This is a genomic window from Pseudomonas sp. IT-P12, assembly GCF_949767465.1.
GTDB lineage: Bacteria > Pseudomonadota > Gammaproteobacteria > Pseudomonadales > Pseudomonadaceae > Aquipseudomonas.
Genome location: NZ_CATKPY010000021.1, coordinates 156,153 through 176,129 on the forward strand (window position 1 = coordinate 156,153; position 19,977 = coordinate 176,129).

The 19,977-nt window shown below is 62.3% G+C and carries 20 protein-coding genes; 9 read left to right on the forward strand and 11 right to left on the reverse strand.

Translation table 11 applies throughout. From position 1 onward, the window contains the following. Positions 1-75: 75 nt before the first annotated feature. From ACM6IM_RS09695 to ACM6IM_RS09730, 8 genes are all read right to left on the reverse strand, one after another. The gene (locus tag ACM6IM_RS09695; RefSeq protein ID WP_414864991.1) at positions 76-1,023 is read right to left on the reverse strand and encodes a PDR/VanB family oxidoreductase; all 948 of its coding nucleotides are present in this window, start codon (positions 1,021-1,023) and stop codon (positions 76-78) included. 109 nt (positions 1,024-1,132) lie between these two features. Continuing rightward, positions 1,133-1,873 (reverse strand): SDR family NAD(P)-dependent oxidoreductase, encoded by a 741-nt coding sequence (locus tag ACM6IM_RS09700; RefSeq protein WP_414864992.1) that lies wholly within the window; start codon positions 1,871-1,873, stop codon positions 1,133-1,135. 10 nt (positions 1,874-1,883) lie between these two features. Further along, complete coding sequence (locus ACM6IM_RS09705; RefSeq protein WP_192301498.1) at positions 1,884-2,378, reverse strand: aromatic-ring-hydroxylating dioxygenase subunit beta; 495 nt, start codon at positions 2,376-2,378, stop codon at positions 1,884-1,886. After that, positions 2,375-3,658 carry an aromatic ring-hydroxylating oxygenase subunit alpha gene (locus ACM6IM_RS09710; RefSeq protein ID WP_414864993.1) on the reverse strand — a complete coding sequence of 428 codons (1,284 nt, stop codon included), beginning with the start codon at positions 3,656-3,658 and terminating at the stop codon, positions 2,375-2,377. Before ACM6IM_RS09710 ends, ACM6IM_RS09705 begins: the two co-directional genes overlap by 4 nt. A 48-nt stretch (positions 3,659-3,706) precedes the next feature. Further along, positions 3,707-4,828: an amidase gene (locus ACM6IM_RS09715; protein ID WP_414864994.1), complete on the reverse strand. Its 1,122-nt coding sequence runs from the start codon at positions 4,826-4,828 to the stop codon at positions 3,707-3,709. After that, positions 4,825-5,307, reverse strand: a complete 483-nt coding sequence (locus tag ACM6IM_RS09720; protein WP_414864995.1) for a nuclear transport factor 2 family protein — start codon at positions 5,305-5,307, stop codon at positions 4,825-4,827. The genes ACM6IM_RS09715 and ACM6IM_RS09720 overlap by 4 nt, the downstream gene beginning before the upstream one ends. A gap of 3 nt (positions 5,308-5,310) precedes the next feature. Beyond that, a complete protein-coding gene (locus ACM6IM_RS09725; RefSeq protein WP_414864996.1) occupies positions 5,311-5,682 on the reverse strand; it encodes a hypothetical protein in 372 nt (123 codons plus the stop codon). A gap of 23 nt (positions 5,683-5,705) precedes the next feature. Next, the gene (locus tag ACM6IM_RS09730) at positions 5,706-6,857 is read right to left on the reverse strand and encodes an acyl-CoA dehydrogenase family protein (RefSeq protein ID WP_414864997.1); all 1,152 of its coding nucleotides are present in this window, start codon (positions 6,855-6,857) and stop codon (positions 5,706-5,708) included. Positions 6,858-7,110: 253 nt separating this feature from the next. On the opposite strand from ACM6IM_RS09730, the gene ACM6IM_RS09735 reads away from it, so the two are divergent. The 6 genes from ACM6IM_RS09735 to ACM6IM_RS09760 all read left to right on the forward strand — a co-directional run bounded on the left by ACM6IM_RS09735 (position 7,111) and on the right by ACM6IM_RS09760 (position 13,829). Next, on the forward strand, positions 7,111-8,595 hold the full coding sequence (locus ACM6IM_RS09735; protein ID WP_414864998.1) for an ATP-binding protein: 1,485 nt from the start codon (positions 7,111-7,113) through the stop codon (positions 8,593-8,595). A 1,769-nt stretch (positions 8,596-10,364) separates the two neighbouring features. Continuing rightward, complete coding sequence (locus ACM6IM_RS09740) at positions 10,365-11,513, forward strand: amine dehydrogenase large subunit (protein ID WP_414864999.1); 1,149 nt, start codon at positions 10,365-10,367, stop codon at positions 11,511-11,513. A 13-nt stretch (positions 11,514-11,526) separates the two neighbouring features. Continuing rightward, positions 11,527-12,066, forward strand: coding sequence for a MauE/DoxX family redox-associated membrane protein (locus ACM6IM_RS09745; protein WP_201188934.1), 540 nt, complete (start codon positions 11,527-11,529; stop codon positions 12,064-12,066). 3 nt (positions 12,067-12,069) lie between these two features. Beyond that, complete coding sequence (gene mauD / locus ACM6IM_RS09750) at positions 12,070-12,696, forward strand: methylamine dehydrogenase accessory protein MauD (protein WP_192301507.1); 627 nt, start codon at positions 12,070-12,072, stop codon at positions 12,694-12,696. An 18-nt stretch (positions 12,697-12,714) separates the two neighbouring features. Continuing rightward, positions 12,715-13,236 (forward strand): methylamine dehydrogenase light chain, encoded by a 522-nt coding sequence (locus ACM6IM_RS09755; RefSeq protein WP_027620621.1) that lies wholly within the window; start codon positions 12,715-12,717, stop codon positions 13,234-13,236. A gap of 71 nt (positions 13,237-13,307) precedes the next feature. Further along, positions 13,308-13,829, forward strand: a complete 522-nt coding sequence (locus ACM6IM_RS09760; protein WP_414865000.1) for a cytochrome C — start codon at positions 13,308-13,310, stop codon at positions 13,827-13,829. Positions 13,830-13,840: 11 nt separating this feature from the next. Here the strand turns inward: ACM6IM_RS09760 and ACM6IM_RS09765 are convergent, their stop codons facing one another. Then, the gene (locus ACM6IM_RS09765) at positions 13,841-14,668 is read right to left on the reverse strand and encodes an AraC family transcriptional regulator (RefSeq protein WP_192301509.1); all 828 of its coding nucleotides are present in this window, start codon (positions 14,666-14,668) and stop codon (positions 13,841-13,843) included. 131 nt (positions 14,669-14,799) lie between these two features. Between ACM6IM_RS09765 and ACM6IM_RS09770 the strand changes: the two genes are divergently transcribed. From ACM6IM_RS09770 to ACM6IM_RS09780, 3 genes are all read left to right on the forward strand, one after another. Continuing rightward, positions 14,800-15,318, forward strand: a complete 519-nt coding sequence (locus ACM6IM_RS09770; protein ID WP_192301510.1) for a carboxymuconolactone decarboxylase family protein — start codon at positions 14,800-14,802, stop codon at positions 15,316-15,318. Between the two features lie 29 nt (positions 15,319-15,347). Next, positions 15,348-15,602 carry a glutaredoxin 3 gene (grxC, locus tag ACM6IM_RS09775; RefSeq protein ID WP_192301511.1) on the forward strand — a complete coding sequence of 85 codons (255 nt, stop codon included), beginning with the start codon at positions 15,348-15,350 and terminating at the stop codon, positions 15,600-15,602. 268 nt (positions 15,603-15,870) lie between these two features. Continuing rightward, positions 15,871-17,295 carry an undecaprenyl-phosphate glucose phosphotransferase gene (locus ACM6IM_RS09780; RefSeq protein WP_414865001.1) on the forward strand — a complete coding sequence of 475 codons (1,425 nt, stop codon included), beginning with the start codon at positions 15,871-15,873 and terminating at the stop codon, positions 17,293-17,295. Positions 17,296-17,439: 144 nt separating this feature from the next. Here the strand turns inward: ACM6IM_RS09780 and ACM6IM_RS09785 are convergent, their stop codons facing one another. Both ACM6IM_RS09785 and ACM6IM_RS09790 read right to left on the reverse strand, forming a co-directional pair. Continuing rightward, positions 17,440-18,567, reverse strand: a complete 1,128-nt coding sequence (locus ACM6IM_RS09785) for a glycosyltransferase 61 family protein (RefSeq protein WP_414865002.1) — start codon at positions 18,565-18,567, stop codon at positions 17,440-17,442. 55 nt (positions 18,568-18,622) lie between these two features. Further along, on the reverse strand, positions 18,623-19,762 hold the full coding sequence (locus ACM6IM_RS09790) for a hypothetical protein (RefSeq protein WP_414865003.1): 1,140 nt from the start codon (positions 19,760-19,762) through the stop codon (positions 18,623-18,625). Between the last annotated feature and the right edge of the window lie 215 nt (positions 19,763-19,977).

A 19,977-nucleotide genomic window follows, 5' to 3' on the forward strand; every position in this document is an offset into this window, starting at 1 on the left:
GGCTGTCTCCTCCTTCGACCGCCGCCGGGCGTTATTCAACAGGCTCCGGCGCCGGCTTGCCAGTCTTCCCTTGGGTCAGAGGTCCAATACCAGACGAGCGGAAACCGCGCGGGACACGCAGGCGCAAATCTGCTTGTTGGCGGCCTTTTCTCTGGTCGACAGGCAGTTATCGCGATGCTCCGGCACGCCGTCCAGTACGTCAACGATGCAGGTCCCGCAAATGCCTTCGCGGCATTCGGTGTCGATGTCACAGCCGTGCGCCTGCAACACGTCCACCAGCGCCGTATTCGCCGGTACCTGAAGCACCACGCCGGAGCTGGCCAGCTCCACTTCGAAGCCCCCGCTGGGGCCGGCATTCGCTTCGGGGTCCGCCTGGAAATGCTCAAGGTGGATGGCCTCGTCGCCACGACTGCGGGACGCCACCTCCACCACCTTGTTCATGAACGGCGCCGGGCCGCAGGTGTAGACGTGCGCAGCACTGCCGGCCCGGGTCAGGCAATCACTGAGCACCGCGTCCATATCACCGGGCTCGACACCGTAGTGAAACTGCACGTGCCCGGCAAACGTCTCGGCCAACAGCGCGGAAAACGCGGCGTACTGTGGCGAACGAGCGAAATAATGCAGGCGCCATGGCTGGCCGGTTTCCGCCAGCCGATACGCCATGCTCAACAGCGGCGTGACGCCGATCCCGGCGGCGAACAACACATGCTCGCCGGCTTCAGGGTCGAGACGGAACAGGTTGCGCGGCGCACCCATTTCCAGCTCGGTGCCCTCCTGCACTTCGTGCAGCGCGGCGGAACCGCCACGGGACTGCGCCTCTTTCTTCACCGCCACCAGGTAAGCGCGGCGGTCTTGGGGTGGACTGCACAGCGAATACTGGCGGGTCACCCCGGTGGGCCCGGTCAGGTCGACGTGGGCACCGGGCTCATAGGTGTCGAGCGGCTGGCCGTCACTGCGCACGAGGCGAAAGGAGCGGATATCCAGCGCTTCGTCGACGATCCTTTCGATCTTCACCTTCATCATTGCATCACCTGAATCATCTTGTTTTGGTTGACTGCGCCCTGTGGCGGCGAGCGTGCGACGAATCGACCTGCCCGCGCCCACAGTGGGGGACTTTGCGGGTTGGCTGCGCTCAGCGCATGAACAGCCCGCCATTGATGTCCAGGCACGCGCCCGTGACGGACGTGGCGTGATCGGCAATCAGCAGCAACACGCTGTCAGCGACGTACGCCGGGTCGCCGAGGGTTCCCGCCGGGATCATCTGCAGGATCTGCTCCAGACGTTCCGGCGCCACCGTTTCACGCACCACCGGCAGGTCCAGCGGCCCCGGCGAAATGCTGTTGACCGTCACCCCGCGCGGGGCCAGTTCACGGGCGAACACCTTGGTCAGCGTCGCGACACCGCCCTTGGCCGCCGCATAGTGCGCCCCGGTGGCGGTGCCGCCGTTTTGCCCGGCCAGCGAAGCGATGTTGACGATGCGACCAAAACCGCGCTCGGCGAAATGCGCACCGAACACCTGGCAGGCCACGAAGGTACCGCGCAGGTTGATCGCCATCGACTCGTCGAACGCTTCCGGGGTGATGTCCATCAGCGCCGCGACTTTCGACACCCCGGCGTTGTTCACCAGGATGTCGGTGCCGCCCCAACGCTCGGCCAGCAGGTCGCGGGCCCGGACGAAATCGGTCTTGTTGCGCACGTCCAGTTCGATGGCGAGCGCACGGGCACCGCTGCTGTCGAGCTCGCGGGCCAGGCGCTGCACGCCGTCGATCTGCACATCCGCCAGGGCGACCCGATAGCCCGCTGCATGCAGGCGACGGGCAATGCACTCGCCAAGGCCGCGCGAGGCGCCCGTGACTAGAGCTACTCGATCCATGGTCCAGCCCTCACAAAAGGAAACCGAGCGCACTCAGGCTGTCGGTGGAGTTGATCAGGCGCACCACTTTGCGTTCCAGCCTCGGCACGCCATCGGTGAAGCGAATGCGGTGGTTCAGTTCGGCCACGAACGGCGTGTGCACGCCGCGCTTGTAGGCGTAGAGCAGCTGCGCCGAGTTGACTTCGACCTCGTCGCCCGCCGCTTCCACCAGGCGGAAGCGCGAAATGCTCCGAATGGTCTTCGCCGCGTCCACCGCCGATGGCGAGTAGCCGGCAGTCAGGCGCTCGATGCGCAGGTCACGCATGCGCGCATCGTCGTAGGCGTAGTTGAGCGTGGCCTCGAAGTCTTCGGTGTCCGGGTCGATCGGCACGATGTACCGGCCGCTCTCGCTCCACAGGCTCGCCCATTCGGCGTAATGCTTGCGGTCCAGCAGTTCGGCTTCGCGCCAGATGAATTCGATGGCCCGGGCCAACGGGCCGCCGTTCAAGATCTCGTGATTGCTCATTGGCTCATCATCCTTTTCCACATGTCGTAGGCACCGCGCATGCCGCCTTCGTCGGTGGCGTGGCTAACCTTGTCGCCGTTTTCAGCAGTGATTTCGCGGTTGAGGCCGCGGTTGACCAGGATCGGCGCATCGACCCCGGCGTACGAACCGCGTTGCACCCGGTCCCAGGCTTCGGCATCGTCGGGGCTGCCGAAGCCGAACGGGCCCTGGAAGTGTTCGTGAATGCGCAAGCGTTCGCGGTTGGCGATGTCCGGGCCGCCGTCCATGCCGAGGGCGACATGGCGGATCTCGGTTTCAGTCACCGACACCGGGCGCAGCACACGGAAGAACGACATCGACATCGCCACGTTGGGGAACAGGTTGAGGTTGAACCCGGCGCCGTGCAGCGAACGCACGATGCGTCGCACCTGTTCGGGTGGCAAGGTTTTCGACAGTTCTTCGGTGACGTGGGCGAAGCGCTCCTGCAACTGCTCGGTGCCGTCGTCGTGATCCAGGTCGACGTGCTCCGGCACCATCACCATCACGCTGTGGCCATTGCCCAACGAGTGGGTCACGGCTTGCTCGTCAGTCATGAACGAGAGCATTTGCGAGGTTTCTTCATCCACCGACGACATGAACGATTTGTGCACGATCGGGAAGTGATAGCCGTCGGTGGTGTTTTCCAGCTGGATCTTCCAGTTGCCCTTGAAGCTGAACTTGTGTTCGCCCTGGGTCTTGATCGGGTAACCGGCCCCCTGCTTCATGAACAGGTCGATCCAGTGTCTGGCGCCGCCGAGGAAGTCTTCCAGCGGTTCGATCTCGTCGTTGTAGCTGGCGAAGATCATGCCGGCATAGCTCTCGACCCGCAGGCTGGTCAGCGGCAGTTCGGACTTCTCCAGAATGCCCTCGTAGCCATCCGGGTATGGCAACGCCCGCAACTTGCCGTCCAGGCCGTAGGACCAGCTGTGGTACGGGCAGGTGAACCCGGTGGCGTTGCCCTTGTGCTTTTCGCACACCGTGGCGCCACGGTGCCGGCAACGGTTTTCCAGCACGTTGATGCTGTTCTTCTTGTCACGGACGACGATCACCGGACGACGGCCGATGGTCGCGGTCTTGAAGTCGCCGCTGTTGCGCACTTCGCTTTCGTGAGCGACCCACACCCAGGTGCGGTAGAAGATCTTTTCCAGCTCGGCCTCGAACAGCGCCGGATCGTTGTACAGCGAGACGTCGACGCGGTCGTGCCGGACCAGGTCCTCGGGGCTTTTCGTTGATGCGATCAGCCGGTATTCATGAGTGCTCATGCGGTTCTCCTCATGGCGTTTCTTATGATGGTCGTCAGGGCCGGGACGTTATCCGGCCATGCTTTGTTGCAGCTGCGCACCGAAGGCGCAGACCTGTTCGTCCTGGCCCTTGCGGCCAATAATCTGCAGGCCGACCTTCAACCCGCCGCCGTCGAGCTGCACCGGTACGGTGAGCGCCGGGTGGCCGCTGAGGTTGAAAGGCCGGACCAGGGGCGTCATCCCGGCTACCGCCTGGCTGGCACTGCGGGCCTCGAGCAGGGTCGGCGGCAGGCTTGGCAGCGTGGGCAACAGCAGCACCTCGAATGTTTCCAGCGCGGCATCGACCTGTTGGCTGAAGCGCGTGCGCACCTGTTCCGCCTGCGCCAGGTCGGCCGCGCGGGTGCGGCTGGCCACCAGCAGGCGCTGTTCGACATCCGCGCCGATCAGGCCCTTGCCAGTGAGATGACCCAACGCGGCCCAGTTTTCAAAATTGATCACGGTCAGGCCGGCGGCGAACGCAGCGTCGAATTCGCTCAGGCGCAACGTGCTGCGACGCCAGCCGGCACGGTCGGCGGCAGCGCCGAGGCTGGCATGCAGCTGCGCGTCGCAGTCCACCTCGAGAAAGCCGACCCGGGCGCCGTCGGCGGGCAGCCCCTGGGCCTCGAAGCCCGGGCAAATCACCTGCATGGCCGCGATCAGGTCGTCCATGGTCCTGGCGAACGGGCCGACGCAGTCGAGGCTGGATTGCAGCGGGTGCGCCCCGACCCGGCTGACACGGCCGTAGGTCGGCTTGAGCCCGGCGATCCCGCAACAGGCTGCCGGCACCCGCACCGAACCACCGGTGTCGGTACCGATGGCGATGTCCGCCAGCCCCGCGGCTACCGCAGCCGCCGAACCACTGGAGGAACCGCCCGGAACCCGGTCCGGCGCCTGCGGATTGATGGGCGTGCCGGTCCAGTCGTTGATCCCGGTGACGCCGAATGCCAGTTCGTGCAGGTTGGTTTTGCCGACGATCTGCCACCCGGCCTTGAGGATCGACTCGACCACGTCGGCGTGCTTCGTCGCCGGCGGTGCGTCGGCGAAGGCGCGGCTGCCGGAGCGGGTCGGGTAGCCGGCGATGTCGATCGAGTCCTTGATCGCCACGCGCTTGCCGCTGCCACCGAGGAGGAATTGGCTGATGAACGTACTCATGCGCACGCCTCCGTGCCGAGGTTCGTATCGAACAGGCGTTGTGTACGAAAATGTGCGATCAGCCAGAGGCCGTCGACGCAGCGAAAATCGATTTTCAGCCGGGTGCCGAACCATTCGCTGCGCCCGTCGGCGTAGGTGGAAATCTGCTGCATGATCCACTGCCCCTGCGCCGTCTCGCCGTCCACCCGGATCGACTCGCTGGTGAGGCAATGCAGATTCAGCCGGAAATGCTCCGACGGCGGCAGGTAACCGCCGACGAACGCCGCCACGGCCTCACGCCCACGGTGTTGACCGAAGGTCTGCGCGGTCTGGCTGCCGATGCCTTCCCAGATCGCGTCGATGCAGAACAGCTCGGCCAGGTCGCTGACACGAGTCGGCGCCCTTGGCACATCGCACAGGTCCATGTAACGCGCCATCAGGCGGCGCACTGCACTCTCCCCTTCGAGCGTCGCCAAACGCTGCAACAAGGCCTGGTCCATGGCTTACACCTTGGCCGCTTCGGGAATGGTCAGCGGACGGCCGATACGCGCTTCGACTCTGGCGTAGCGCCACAGGCTGTATTCGTTGACCGGGGTGGTGCGGAACAGGTTGCAGGCGTCGATCACCGACTGGTGGCAGTCGACGTCGGCCATGATGTACACGGTCCAGGGCGCGGTGGTGGACGGGCCGACCATCAGCCGGTCATCGTCCATTGCGCCGAGCACGTTGATGCCGGGCATGGCGCCGAGCGAGGCCATCATCTGACTGAAACCTTTCCACACGCTCAGGCCTTCGCCGGTCGGCAGGTCGAAAAAGTTCTGGGTGATGCCGATGCAAAACACCACGCGCAACGGTTCTTGAGTGGTCTGGGACATGGGTTGATCCTTGAAGAGAGGGTTCAGATGTAGCCAGGGAATGGCGGCACGCCGAGGAACACCGAGCCGGCGCCGTCGTACAGGCCTTCGCTGAGAAAGGCGTGCTGGGTGACCACCATCGAATCGCGCAGGTAACGCTGCAGTGGATGGCGCAGGTAAATCGCCGTGGTCCCGGCGAGGCTGTAGGCGCTTTGCACCACGGCCGCTCCGGCCTGGGACACGTGAATGGCGGACAGGCGCAGCAGGCTGGTCTGTTCGACGGTGACCGGGTTGCCGGCGAGAATCGAGTTCCACACCTGCTCGGTGGCGTTGTAGAAGAAGCCTCGGGCGGCGGCCAGCCGGGCTTCGGCCCTGGCGATTTCGATGCGCACGTAAGCCCGGTCAGCCATTTTCGGCGCACCGGTGATGCCGCTGCCGGCGGCCATGCGGCTCACCTCGTCCAGCGCGGCACGGGCCAGACCCAGGTTGACCACGGCCAGCACCTGGGCGGCGTAGGCAATCGATGGATAGCGAAACAGCGGCTCATCGAGGGTGGCGGCACCACCGCGGATGAACGTCCAGCGTTCGTCGACCCGTTGCTCGGTGACGCGCAGGTCGTGGCTGCCGGTGCCCTTGAGACCGACCACCTCCCAGTTTTCGATGATCTCGACCTGATCCGGGCGCAGCACCGCCGTGCGCGGCTTGCCCCCGGCAGCGCCGATGCCAACGCCCAGCAGATCGGCGCCCTTGCAGCCACTGGCGAATTTCCAGGTGCCGTTGACCTGCCAGCCACCCTCGACCGCATTGGCCGGTTGCAGCGGGAACAAACCACCAGCGAACACCAGATCGGCGCTGTCGGCATAGATTTCAGCCAGGGTCTCAGGCGGCAAGGCGGCGAGATAGACGCCGGCACTGCCAAAACTGGCGACCCAGCCCGCCGAGCCGTCGGCCTCGGAAATGCGCTCGATCATCCGCAGGAACTGCGCCGGCGCCAGGGCGTCACCGCCGAAGCACTTCGGAGTGGCGGCGCGGTAGATGCCCACCCGCTTGAAGCCCTCGATCATGTCCCGTGGCACATGGGAAAGCGCATCGAACTCGTCACGGCGCTGGCGCACTTGCTCCAGCATTTGCGCAAAAGCGCCGGTCTCGTCGACGCCTGGCAGCGGGTCTTTCTCCGCGACAGCTGAACGCAGCATGGCTTCTCTCCGTTGTATTTATTATGAGTGGGGCCGGTTCGCTGCAACCCCGTGCGGGAGTGCAGCGGTGACCCTTGCATTGCGGCCCAGTGTAAAAACCGCATCCGTGCGCAACCATTGGGGCGTGTAGCCACCTGGCTAAAGAAAACCCCTAGCCCGCCCCCGGTTACTTCTGAGCGCATCCCCACGCACAAGCCGGTATAAGAAGCCATACTCCCCATTCACCGGATTCACTGGCTGCCAGGGCTGCACGATGTACCTGCCAAAACCCCACGACTTCTTCACCCTCATCGAAGCCATGCCGCTGTGCATCATTCTTCACGATGCCCAGAGCAAGGAGATTCTTTGGGCCAACACCGCCGCCCTCGACGCGCTGGGCTTTACCCTGGAGGAGCTGACACCGCTCAAGGCCCCTGACATGACCCGCGACGCCCCGAAATACCGGCGCTCGGTCGGCCTGCGCTGGCTGGAAGGCGCCGCGCGCACGGGCCAGCGCGCCATCGAGTGGTGTTATCGCTCCAAGCAAGGGGTGGAAATCCTCTCCGAGGCGGTCGCCACCCTGGTGCACCTGGAAGGCCGGGATGTGCTGATGGTGCAGTTCCGCGACATCTCCCGGGAGGACAAGGTCAAGCGCGACCTCAAGCGCTTCGAAAGCCGGCTAAAGGCGTTCATGCAGGACCTGGCCGAGGGCGTGGCGGTCCTGGGTCCCGAGGGTGAAATCCGTTTCATCAGCGACTCCGGCGCGCACCTGCTGCACGGCGAAGAACACGCGCTGACCGGCGCGAACTTCCTCTCGTGGTGCGATCAGGACTCGCGGCAGCGCCTGCTGCAACAGTTGGCCAGCGAGACCCCGGAACACGCGCCGTTCAGCGTGCATTACCACGTGCAACGCCGAGATGGCGAGTGGCGCTGGCATGAGGCGACCTGTCGTTTTATCGAGATCGAGGACGACCTGGTCGGCCATCTGCTGTTGTTCCGCGACGTCACCGAGCAAGTGCGCGCCGAAGAAGCGCGGCGCCTGAGCGAACAGAAACTGGAATACCTGGCGCGCTACAACGCCATGGGTGAAATGGCCGTGGCGATTGCCCATGAACTGAGCCAGCCGCTGGCGGCGACACGCAATTTCATCGAAGGCGCGATGATCCGCCTGGGCAAGGCGCCCAGCCCCGAACAGGGCGTGGCCTGGGGTTTGCAGAACGCCGTGCGGCAGATCGAGCATGCCTCGCTGATCATCAAAAGCGTGCGCGATTACGTGGTCAAACTGGAGCAGAGCGAGGAACTGATCGACCTCAACGAGCTGCTGCGCGAAACCCGCTACTTCATCAGCCTGCGCGCCGAACCGAGCCAGGTCCGCGTCGACATCATCGCCAGCCCCACGCCGCTGTGGGTCAGTTGCGAGAAGGTGCTGATCGGCCAGGTCATCCTCAACCTGGCCTTCAACGCGATCGAAGAAATGAGCGACCTCCCCGTCGAGCGACGCGTGCTGCGCCTGCAAGCCAGCACCGAACAGGACAGGGCGCTGGTGCGCATCGAAGATCGCGGCCGCGGCATCCAGGCCGAGGCGCAGGAGAAGCTGTTCGATGGCTTCTTCTCCTCCAAGGTCAGTGGCAACGGCATTGGCCTGGCCCTGTGCAAAAACATCATCGGCCGCCATCGCGGCGACATCTGGGCGCAGAACCTCGAGCCGTGCGGCGCGGTGTTTACCTTCTCCCTGCCATTGGCTGAATCTGCCCCGTAACCGCTTGACCCGGTCAAATGTGCGAGCGGGCTGCCCGCTCCCACCGGGGTCTGGTTACAGCCACAAAATTGATGGTCTGGTCGGACGCTTTCGCGAGCAGGCTCGCTCCCACAGGAGGCGCCCACCAAAAACCACCAAACCCCCAAACCACAAGGCCGAGCGTTAGCTCGCCTTGCGCTTTTGATCTTGCTTTTGCTTTTGATCCACCCGCCCCTTCGGAAGGCTGAGTGGAGGCATTCATCCGGGGAATGGGCGCGCAGCGCCGTGCGGCGAAGCCGCACACATCGAGAGGAGGTGCAGCGCAGCAAACCGGAGGCGATGTCCCCGGAGGGATGCCGCAGCGAAGGAACGCCGAGCCCAAGCGAGGGGCCGAACGCTTGGGGCGAGCGTTTTTTGCTTACTTTTTTTGGCGTTTGAAAAAAAGTGAGTCGCCGTAAGGGCGAAACCATAAGCCGCCGTTACCGCAGCAATGGATATGTACACCCAAGACAACATGGTCGGCTATCAGGCCGCCATCGCTGGCAAGCCAGCTCCCACAAGAATCGCGCGCATCTGCAGGAATCAGGCTGACCGCAACACCGCCATCGCGAGCAGGCTCGCTCCCACAGGAGGCGCCCACCAAAAAACCCCAAACCCCCAAACCCCCAAACCACAAGACCGAGCGTTAGCTCGCATAGCGCTTTTGATCTTGCTTTTGATCCACCCGCCCCTTCGGAAGGCTGAGTGGAGGCATTCATCCGGGGAGTGGGCGCGCAGCGCCGTGCGGCGAAGCCGCACACATCGAGAGGAGGTGCAGCGCAGCAAACCGGAGGCGATGTCCCCGGAGGGATGCCGCAGCGAAGGAACGCCGAGCCCAAGCGAGGGGCCGGACGCTGGGGGCGAGCCTTTTTGGTTACTTTTTTGCTGGGCCGGCATTCCGGCGTTTGAAAAAAGTGAGTCGCCGTAAGGGCGAAACCATAAGCAGCCGTTACCGCAGCAATGGATATGTACACCCAAGACAACATGGTCGGCTATCCGGCCGCCATCGCGAGCAGGCTCGCTCCCACAGGAGGCGCCCACCAAAAAACCCCAAACCCCCAAACCCCCAAACCACAAGACCGAGCGTTAGCTCGCATAGCGCTTTTGATCTTGCTTTTGATCCACCCGCCCCTTCGGCAGGCTGAGTGGAGGCATTCATCCGGGGAGTGGGCGCGCAGCGCCGTGCGGCGAAGCCGCACACATCGAGAGGAGGTGCAGCGCAGCAAACCGGAGGCGATGTCCCCGGAGGGATGCCGCAGCGAAGGAACGCCGAGCCCAAGCGAGGGGCCGGACGCTTGGGGCGAGACCTTTTGGTTCCTTTTGGGGCGTTTGCCAAAAGGGACTCGCCGTAAGGGCGAAACCATAAGCCGCCGTTACCGCAGAAACGGATATGTACACCAGCAAGAACATGGTCAACAGACAAACCGCCATCGCTGGCAAGCCAGCTCCCACAAGAATCGCGCGCATCTGCAGTAATCAGGCTGACCGCAACTCCGCCATCGCGAGCAGGCTCGCTCCCACAAGGATCGCCTGATCCCGCAAAAAATCAGATCCGCCGCAGGCCCGCCATTATTGGCAATCCAGCTCCCGCAGGGTCGATTGAGAACCACAAAAAAAAAGACTGGCACAGACACACAACCACTTGGCAGCCACAGCAATTCCCCCCCTCCCCCGGCAAGGCAGAATCGAACTGCAAAAATCTGCCATGCACCCGCGATTTGCGAGAACAACAATTCAGGGAGTTCCCCCTAATGCGAGCCACCAGGATCACCGTACAGTCAGCGCTGAGTCTCAGCCTGCTGGTACTGGGTTTGAACAATGCCAGCGCGGACCTGCCCGCTGACACGATTGGCCAGACCGTTTTGGAATTTCCACCGCAAGCCCACCGGGCCTTCATCGTCGACGTCGAATTCGAAAGCTTCGTGGCGGGCCGCGTGACCGTGGTCGACCCCGACAAAAAACGCGTCCTCGGCATGGTGCCGACCGGTTTCGCCGCGCCGTCGACGCTCAGCCACGACCAGAAAACCCTCTACAGCGCCGACATCTGGTATTCCCGTGGCACCCGCGGCACCCGCACCGATGTGCTGACGGCCTGGGACACCTCGACCCTGTCGCCGGCCTGGGAAGTGCTGATCCCGAACAAACGCGCCGAATCGCTGACCCAGCGCTACGGCCTGAAGACCAGCGGCGATGACCGCTTCGTCTACGTCTACAACTTCACCCCGTCGACCTCGGTGACCGTGGTCGATACCCAGGCCAAAGCCGTGGCCACGGAAATCGCGATTCCCGGCTGCGTGCTCAACTACCCGATCGGCAAACGCCGCTTTGCCTCGCTGTGCGGCGACGGCAGCCTGCAGGTTGTGACGCTTGACGACCAGGGCCAGGAAACCGCGCGCAGCCGTACGCCATTCTTTGACCCCAACGCGGAAAAACTGGTGGAGCGCGCGGTCAATGTCGGCGACACCTACTACTTCACCACGACCACCGGCACCGTGCGCACCGTGGATTTCAGTGGCGAGGCGCCGAAGATCCTGCCGAGCTGGTCGCTGACCACCGACGCGGAAAAAAAGGCCGGTTGGGCGCCCGGTGGCTGGCAGTTGATGGCCGTCGCGCCGAAGCTCAATCGCCTGTACGTGCTGATGCATGACGCGCACGAACCGATGAAATGGGAAGACCCGAGCCCGCTGATCTGGGCCTTCGACCTGAAGACCGGGAAGAAAATCGCCACCCTGGAAGCCCCGGCGCCGATCTGGAGCATGCAGGCCACCGGTGACGACAAACCCCTGCTGCTGGGCTCCGACGTCGAGGGCGGCCTGCAGATCTTCGACCTCAAGACCAACCAGCACACCGGCGCCATGGCCAAGGTCGCAAAAACCGCGACCCAGGTCATGAGCTACTAATCGAGGTTCGGCCATGCATCCAGATCCGATCTTCATCATTGCCAGCGCACTGGCCATCGCCGTGCTGCTGGCCAGCGCCGCGACCCACAAGTTGCGTGCGCCGGCGCGCTTCAGAAAACAACTGGCGGACTACCAACTGCTGCCCGACGTTCTCGTTCGGCCCATCGCCCGAATGATTCCCGTGGCTGAGCTGATGATTGCCTTTGCGCTGCTGGTGCCGGCCTGGCGCGTCTACGCAGCGCTGACGGCTGCGGGGCTGATGGCCCTGTACGCCGCCGCCATCGGCATCAACCTGTGGCGCGGTCGCCGCGACATCGACTGCGGCTGTGCCGGCCCTGACCAGGCACAACCGCTGCGCCCGGTCCTGCTGCTGCGCAACAGCGCCCTGGTGGGACTGGCGCTGCTGGCCAGTGTCTCGCCAGTGGTGCGCGACCTGGGTGTGTTCGACGGCTTCGTCACCGTCGCCGCCAGCGCCGTTGCGCTGCTGATTTACGCCGCAGCCGATGGCTTGCTGGCGAACTCCCCTCTTCTGCTCAAACTGATTGGTAGGTGATCAATGGAAGGCCTAATCGTTTCCAACGTTCTGCTCTGGGTACTGCTGGTTGCCGTGGCGTTTGTCGTCATGGGCCTGGTACGCCAGATTGGTGTATTGCACGGGCGCCTGGCGCCGGCCGGTGCACTGATGGTCGACAAAGGCGTGGCGGTCAACGAACCCGCGCCCCAAGTCACCGCATCGGACCGCCACGGGCGCCCGGTGAATTTCGGCTATGCCGGTGAAAAGTCGCAGTTGCTGTTCTTCCTCTCGCCAACCTGCCCGATCTGCAAGTCGCTGCTGCCGGCGATCAAATCCATTGCCAGGGAACAGGCCGATCGCCTGGACGTGGTGTTCATCAGCGATGGCGACATGGACGCCCAGCAAGCGCTGATCCGCGAACACAAGCTGGACGACGTCACCTACGTGGTCGGCCCGGAAGTGGGCATGACCTACCAGATCGGCAAGCTGCCTTACGCAGCCCTGATCGACAAGGCCGGCACCCTGCGCGCCAAGGGCCTGGTGAACTCCCGGGAACACCTGGACAGCCTGTTCGAAGTGGAACACCTCAAACACGCAACGCTGCAGCAATACCTCAATGCTCAGCCCCACGACCACGCTCACGACCATAGCCACGGCCATAGCCACTGATAAGGCAGGGAGACATTCATGAAACTGCTGGATCTGTTGTTCGAGCGCTCGACGCGCCGTGTTGCCGACACCACTTCGCGCCGCAAACTGCTGTCGCGCATGGGCTCGCTGATGGTGGCCGGTGCCGCCCTGCCCCTGCTGCTGCCACTGGATCGCACCAGCAAGGCACTGGCCGCCACCGACCCGAAAGCCGGCGACCCCGGTGATCCGAACAGCTGCGACTACTGGCGCTACTGTTCCATCGACGGCTTCCTGTGCAGTTGCTGCGGCGGTTCGGTGACGTCCTGCCCGCCGGGCACCGAGGCCTCGCAAGTGACCTGGATCGGCACCTGCCGCAACCCGGCCGACGGCAAGGACTACATCATTTCCTATAACGACTGCTGCGGTAAGCAAAGCTGCGCCCAGTGCGCCTGCACCCGTAACGACAGTGAAGAACCGGCCTACCGCCCGTTCAACAACAACGATGTGAACTGGTGCCTGGCCGCCAAATCGCACATCTACCACTGCACCGTTTCGATCATCCGTGGCGTGGCGGTCTGACGCGCATTGGCCGCCGCTTGTTCAGGCAATCGGCGGCCTTTTTTTGGGCATTTTCTGCTGAGGTGTACGTTATGCGCAGGTTGCTCCTGCTTGGCCTGGCCGGCATCATGGCCGCCCCGCTCGTCCATGCACGTGCCATCCCTGATCCGGCCCAGCGTCACGCGCCGGGCAATGAAGCGTTGCAGACACCGATTGACCAGGCCGGCTACAGCGTCGGCGTGAACTACCAACTGCAATGCGCCGGCTGCCACCTGGGCAATGGCATGGGCTCCCCCACCAATGACACCCCACGAATGGCCGGGTTTGTCGGCAATTTCTTGAAAGTCCCCGGCGGCCGCGAGTTTCTCGTGCGCGTCCCCGGCATGTCGCAATCGGCGTTGAACAACGCGCAACTGGCCGACCTGCTCAACTGGCTGATGCGCCCCGACGGCATGGCCGGCAAGAGCACGCCCGAGCATTACCAGCCGTACACGGCGGAAGAGGTGACGGCCCTGCGCGCCGAAACCATGCTCAACCTCCCCGGCACCCGCGCCGAGCTGATCAAGGCGATGCGCGCGCAAGGCATTGCCATCGAAGACGGCATGAACAACTGAGCACAGGCCCTCTAGCGAAGCTTGCTGCCCTGCCCCCACTCACGCGGGCTGACCCCGGTCTTGCGACGAAACGCCCTGGCCAGCGCCGATGGACTTTCATAGCCGACTTCATCGGCGATCAAGGCAATCGACTTGCCCTCGCGCAAGCGTTTCTGCGCCAGACTGATCCGCCAGCTCACCAGATAATCCACCGGTGTCTGCCCGACCACCTGACGAAAGTGTTCGGCAAAACTGGCCCTGGACATGTTGGCGGCCGCCGACAGCTCGGCCACGGTCCAGGCCCTGGCCGGCGTGTCGTGCATCAGGCTCAGGGCCCGCGCCAACCGTGGATCGGCCAGGCCGGCCATCAAGCCGGGGCTCTGCTCACGGCTGCTCAGCAGGTGTCGCAGCAACTGAATCACCAGCACCTCGAACAAGCGGTCCATCATCGCCTCTCGCCCGCACTGGCCGTCGAAGGCTTCGTTGAACAACCAGTCGAGCGTGCCTGCCAGGCTCGGCACGTCGTTGAGGTCCAGCACCAGATAATCGGGCAAGGCCGCTGCCAGCGCATTGCCCGCCCCGCCATCGAAATCCAGTGAGGCGCACACCAGCTGCGTGTCGGACGCATCGGTCGCAAACAGCCGGTGGCGGTAAGGCCTGGGGAAAAAGATCAGCGTGGGGGTATTGAGTTGCAGTTCGCGCTCGTCAGCCAGCTTCAGGCTCAACTCGCCGCCGCGCAGCAGATGCAGGTGGCCGCAGGCCTGTTCACCGTCAAAGGCCGTGACACCGCAGAATGTACCGCTGTGGAAGGTTCCGGCACTGACGCCGAAATGGCTGAGCAAGGTGGACAAACGATCCATGGCGAAACTCCTGCCGGCAAGTCTGGACGATCTGTCGCATATCCTCGACGATTTGCAGCCAATAAGCCAGAGCCGATCATTAACATGGCTTCCGTACCCAGCGCATACCGCGCCCTTTACGGAGAATCGCCATGAGCCGCATCAACACCCTGAACCTTGAACTCGCCACTGACGCCACCCGCCCCCTGCTGGAAGGCGTACAGAAAAAAATCGGCTTCCTGCCCAATGTGTTCAAGACCCTTGCCCTTGCACCGGTGGTGCTGACCTCTTACCTGCAACAATCGGCCACCCTCGGGAAAACCTCGCTGAGTGCCAAGGAGAAAGAAGCCATCTCCCTGGCCACTTCCCAGGTCAACGGTTGCGACTACTGCCTGAGCGCCCATACGTTCTTCGGCGGCAAGGTCGGGTTGTCGGCGCAAGAGATCCTCGATGCACGCCATGGCCAACTCGATGCCTACGCCACCCTCGCCCGGCAGATCACCGAAAGCCGTGGCCGCTTGAGCGACGAGCAGATAGCAGCGGCTCGGGCGGCGGGCATCGACGACGTCAAGATCATCGAAGTGATCGCCCTCGTGGCTTCGCAAACACTGACCAACTACCTCAACAACGTAGCGCTGACCGATATCGACTTCCCGGCCATCGACGCTTGAACTGACGCCCTCATCCAGGAGTACCGCTGATGAACACTGTGACGCTCTACACCACCGACACCTGTCCGTACTGCCGCAACGCCAAGGCGTTGCTGGCGAGCCGAGGGATCGCCGCCGAGGAGATCAACGTTCAGGCCGAACCCGGGAAATTCCAGGAAATGCTCAGCCGTAGCGGTGGTCGCCGAAGCGTGCCACAGATCTTCATCGGGCAGACCCATGTCGGAGGCTTCGACGAGCTGGCCAGGCTGGATCGTCAGGGCAGCTTGCTGTCGATGCTGGCCTGAGCCCGGATTTCCCTCGATGCCCACGTGACAGGCTTCATTTTTTGACAAGGATGTTGTATCAAACCTCAGCAATATCGTGATTGATTGCCCAGTACTGCTAAAGTGACAGCACCCGTCTCCATCTACCGGGACCTGAACATTCCGGCGATGGATGACGTGTGATGAGTTTGAGTGGCTTGCCGGTGACGCCAGGGCTCTCGTGGGGGGCTGATTGACCTGAATCTCGTCAGTATCGTCGAGCGCGAAGGAAAGCAAATGAGGTCCAAGCATGATTTTTGAGCCTAACAACACCCGTTCCGTGCTCCAGCGTAGAAGCAGTACCAGTACAGTGATTCAGGCCGGTCTCGATTGCGTTGCGGTCACCGGCGTTGCCTGGTTCTTGATCAACTACCACATTGGCTACCTCACTCAAGACTACGTCATCATGCTGCTGTTGCTGCTCGGGGCATTGGCCGTGGTCTACGACCACTACGCCATCTATCGCAGCAACGTGGTGTTTACCGTCAAGGCCTTCAAACTTCTCAAAGCGTGGACCGCCACGTTCGGGTTCCTGGTGGCCATGGCGTTCCTGACCAAACAGAGCGAAGTGTATTCCCGCCTGTTGATGGGCGAGCTGTTCGTGCTCGGTTATATCGCCCAGCTGCTGTTGCACCTGGGCACCCGGGAAATGCAAAAGAAGTTCCTGGCCCATCCGACGCAACTGGAAAATGCGCTGATCATCGGTTCGGGCGAGCTGGCCAGCTACCTGCACAAGAAAATCAGCACCAACCCCTGGCTGGGCGAGCGTATCGTCGGCTGCGTGCTGATTGGCGCGGACGACGACCGGGGAAAGGAGCCGGCGAATGTCAAGCATCGCCTGGCGATACTGGGCGACATCTCGCACCTGGATGAACTGGTGGTCAAACACTCCATCCGCACCGTTTATTTCGTCACGCCGCTGGGGGGATCGGAGGTCATCCAGGATGTTTACCTGAGGCTGTTCGACAAACACATTTCGGTTAACTGGGTCCCGGACATCTTTTCGCTGCGCCTGATCAACCACAGCGTGCGCGAAATTGCCGGCATTCCCGTGCTGACCCTCTCGGAAACCCCGCTGATCGGCATGCGCCTGTTCCTGAAAAACCTCGAAGACAAGGTCCTGACCTTCCTCATCCTGTTGTTCGCCGCGCCCGTGCTGGCGCTGGTGGCCCTGGCAATCAAACTCGACAGCCCGGGGCCGGTGTTTTTCCGCCAGGAGCGCATGGGCTGGAGTGGCGAGTCGTTCCGTATCTGGAAATTCAGAAGCATGGTGGTCCATCAACCGACCGATGGCACCATCAAGCAGGCCCAGAAGAATGATCCGCGCGTCACCCGGGTGGGCGCGTTCATTCGCCGTACCAGCCTCGATGAACTGCCGCAGTTGTTCAACGTGTTGATGGGCGAAATGTCTTTGGTGGGCCCTCGCCCGCATGCCATCCAGCACGACGTGCAGTACTCCCCGGATGTGTCGGGCTATTTCGCCCGCCACAACATCAAGCCCGGCATTACCGGTCTGGCCCAGGTACGCGGGCTACGGGGCGAAACCCGGGAAATCGACCAGATGATCCGCCGGGTCGATTCGGACATCGAGTACATCAACAACTGGTCGCTCTGGCTCGACTTCGTGATTCTGGTGCGTACGGTGTTTGCCTTCTCTGGCAAGCACGCTTATTGAGAGGGTTTGGTCTGGACCTGTGAACCTGTGAACCTGTGGGAGCGAGCCTGCTCGCGATGGTCGTCAACGATAACGAGGGGCCTCAGACAGCCCGCGTAAGCCTTTAAGACCATCGCGAGCAGGCTCGCTCCCACAGGGGGCCATTCATGGGTTTGACGGAAAAAGATCCAGCGTACGTTCGACCTCGTCCGGGTCGATCCTGAAGCCGTCACCCTCCGGTGTACCGACCACAAAACCGAAGTTCTGGTGATCACGGTCCGTCAGGTACTTGAAAAAACACAGGAAGCGGTTCGGCGGCTGCAACACCAGCAGCGAACCGCCCGGCGGCAACACATTCACCCCATGAATCAGCTGGCTGCCCTCGATGCCGACCACGGTCTGGGCCCCGGCACACGCCGCGACAATGGTCGGCACATCGCAGGTGGCAGGATCGAGAATACGAAACCCCCGGCGGTCGCGCAGTCGCTCGGCCACTTCCATCTCATTGCGCAGGCGCCGCAAGGCACCGTGGCCGCCTCGCAGAATGAACACCCCGGGATGAGTGCTGACGTTGACATGAGAGAGCAACTGCTCGCCCATCGCCCGGAAACGCAGGTGTTTATTCAGGTTCTGGCTGAGGTCGTTGAAAATCACCAATTCCCGAAAATACGCGTTGCGCAAGCGCAGCGGATTCATGCCCAGCCAACGCTCGTAACCGGGCGCGTGCAGGATGCCGTTGCGGGCGATGGACACATTGTCGGCAAAGGGCGCGGTGGTCACCGGAACCCCTTCGTCGCAGGCCAGGCGATAGGTCAGGCAGTCATCCATCAGCCAGGTGCCGAACCATTTGTTGCCGCCCATGGTGCAATACAATGCGCCACGATCAATTTCGTTTTCCACGCGAATTCCGGGAAAGCGACCGGCCCCTGGGGTCAGCCATGACTTGGCATTGCCTTTGTACAGTGCGCCATCGATCATCCACACGTCCTTGAGCAGGAAGCCCCGGGTCGCGCCATGCTCGACACGCCCGACACCTTCCATGGTACGGCGGGGATGTTCATTGGGGTAAAACAGCGCCTCCTCCCATCCGGTGACACGCTCAAGCTGGTTGGGCAGGAAAAACGCCGCAGGTGCAATCGCAGTCGAACCTGGGGCAATTTCCCAGGTTTTGACCGCCAGGCTTTCCAGGGTCGCCGACGGCTTGCGTGTAACACGGGTGTTAAACATGTATTTATACGCAGCCAGGCTCCACCGGTGAGGATGCCCATTGCTCAGTGCATTGAATTCCAACACGTGCCCACCCTCTAACCGAGGCTATACCCCATCAACTTTCAAGTCGGAAACTTATTCAGGCGACAACACTTTCCAGAACAGGCGGTAATTTCAAATGACTGTATCGACCTCGAATAATATCGACCTGTTCCTGTCGCGGCGCACTTGAACAATGGATATATATTCTGGACAACCCGCCAAAACCCATTTCGCGATAACGGGCGGCTACTTCTTCATCACTCTTGCCCTCGGGCACACCCAGATGAAGTGTCAACTTCTTACCTTCAACTGCAAACAACGGTGTTTCCCATAGAAACTCTGCCACTCCAACTTTTGGCAAGGTCAAAAACAAGTAACCGTGGTTTCCCAATGTATCGACATCGCCACCGCGCCTTCTCTTCCACTCAAGAAGCCCATCGTCCGGGCGGGCCAGGCAAGTGCCGATATCGTAGTAATCGAAGCCGTTCTCGATCGCCCACTCAAGCGCCATGAACGTGGTGATCGAGTTCACTTCACGCAACTTCTTCTGATCGGAAAACACCGTATCCGGGTAACCGAACCGCACGGTACTCCAATAGCGCTTGCCGGCGCGGGTGACCACACAGCCAAGGTGGCAGGCCACCACCTCATCCTCGAGCAACACCAGATCAAGCCGGCCGGCGGTTTTCGCCACCCGATGCACTTCATGGGTTTCGATTTGCGAGGCCGCCGAACCATGTCGGGCACTGGCATAGGGCTGAAGCATTTCCCGGTCGGCACTGGCAATATCGTCATCGTTCAACGCTTGTTGCATCCGGTAACGCGCCCGGTTCTTGCGCAGGTTGCGCCGTAACTCGGTGTTGTATTGCGCGGTGATGTCGTCAATCGACCGATTCAGCGGCACCACTGCACTCAGCAGTTGAGGCACGTACAACGCCCCTGGAGTCGGTATTTCACTGACCACGACCGTACGCTCGGACTTTCGCAGCCTCAGCCGGGTTCCCACCTCCCTGGACTTGGCCCCCAGCAATACCTGCACAAATTCCCTGCGTTGTTTCGTGCCCACATAAAAGATGTCATGGGCGCTGTCTGCGCGCAGTTTGAACCTGACCATTTCCCAGCGCCAGAAACAGGCACGTGCTGCCATGTCCTGCAGCCAGGCGAACGCGTTGCGCAGCTCGAACCGCACCGACGGTGATAACAACTTGCGCAATAGTTCCGCTGCTTGTTCTTTCATTTATTCATCAACACACGTCAAATAAAGTTTATTCCGGTTTGAAAACCCATAAACCAACTATTCGACACGAGCACTCTACGACGCAGCACTTTCTTGAAAAACCTGGCGCTTTATTCCCGCCGGTTTTCCAAGGCATGCCACACTTTCCTTCTTGCGAAATACTCGCAAATCCCTCCGTGGAATCCGGGTTTTTGACGCCATTTAGTCGTCAAAAA

Bases quoted from the DNA above. Each gene is read 5' to 3' on its own strand.
- ACM6IM_RS09695 (WP_414864991.1), bottom strand. From the start codon at position 1,023: ATGATGAAGGTGAAGATCGAAAGGATCGTCGACGAAGCGCTGGATATC.
- ACM6IM_RS09700 (WP_414864992.1), bottom strand. From the start codon at position 1,873: ATGGATCGAGTAGCTCTAGTCACGGGCGCCTCGCGCGGCCTTGGCGAG.
- ACM6IM_RS09705 (WP_192301498.1), bottom strand. From the start codon at position 2,378: ATGAGCAATCACGAGATCTTGAACGGCGGCCCGTTGGCCCGGGCCATC.
- ACM6IM_RS09710 (WP_414864993.1), bottom strand. From the start codon at position 3,658: ATGAGCACTCATGAATACCGGCTGATCGCATCAACGAAAAGCCCCGAG.
- ACM6IM_RS09715 (WP_414864994.1), bottom strand. From the start codon at position 4,828: ATGAGTACGTTCATCAGCCAATTCCTCCTCGGTGGCAGCGGCAAGCGC.
- ACM6IM_RS09720 (WP_414864995.1), bottom strand. From the start codon at position 5,307: ATGGACCAGGCCTTGTTGCAGCGTTTGGCGACGCTCGAAGGGGAGAGT.
- ACM6IM_RS09725 (WP_414864996.1), bottom strand. From the start codon at position 5,682: ATGTCCCAGACCACTCAAGAACCGTTGCGCGTGGTGTTTTGCATCGGC.
- ACM6IM_RS09730 (WP_414864997.1), bottom strand. From the start codon at position 6,857: ATGCTGCGTTCAGCTGTCGCGGAGAAAGACCCGCTGCCAGGCGTCGAC.
- ACM6IM_RS09735 (WP_414864998.1), top strand. From the start codon at position 7,111: ATGTACCTGCCAAAACCCCACGACTTCTTCACCCTCATCGAAGCCATG.
- ACM6IM_RS09740 (WP_414864999.1), top strand. From the start codon at position 10,365: ATGCGAGCCACCAGGATCACCGTACAGTCAGCGCTGAGTCTCAGCCTG.
- ACM6IM_RS09745 (WP_201188934.1), top strand. From the start codon at position 11,527: ATGCATCCAGATCCGATCTTCATCATTGCCAGCGCACTGGCCATCGCC.
- mauD (WP_192301507.1), top strand. From the start codon at position 12,070: ATGGAAGGCCTAATCGTTTCCAACGTTCTGCTCTGGGTACTGCTGGTT.
- ACM6IM_RS09755 (WP_027620621.1), top strand. From the start codon at position 12,715: ATGAAACTGCTGGATCTGTTGTTCGAGCGCTCGACGCGCCGTGTTGCC.
- ACM6IM_RS09760 (WP_414865000.1), top strand. From the start codon at position 13,308: ATGCGCAGGTTGCTCCTGCTTGGCCTGGCCGGCATCATGGCCGCCCCG.
- ACM6IM_RS09765 (WP_192301509.1), bottom strand. From the start codon at position 14,668: ATGGATCGTTTGTCCACCTTGCTCAGCCATTTCGGCGTCAGTGCCGGA.
- ACM6IM_RS09770 (WP_192301510.1), top strand. From the start codon at position 14,800: ATGAGCCGCATCAACACCCTGAACCTTGAACTCGCCACTGACGCCACC.
- grxC (WP_192301511.1), top strand. From the start codon at position 15,348: ATGAACACTGTGACGCTCTACACCACCGACACCTGTCCGTACTGCCGC.
- ACM6IM_RS09780 (WP_414865001.1), top strand. From the start codon at position 15,871: ATGATTTTTGAGCCTAACAACACCCGTTCCGTGCTCCAGCGTAGAAGC.
- ACM6IM_RS09790 (WP_414865003.1), bottom strand. From the start codon at position 19,762: ATGAAAGAACAAGCAGCGGAACTATTGCGCAAGTTGTTATCACCGTCG.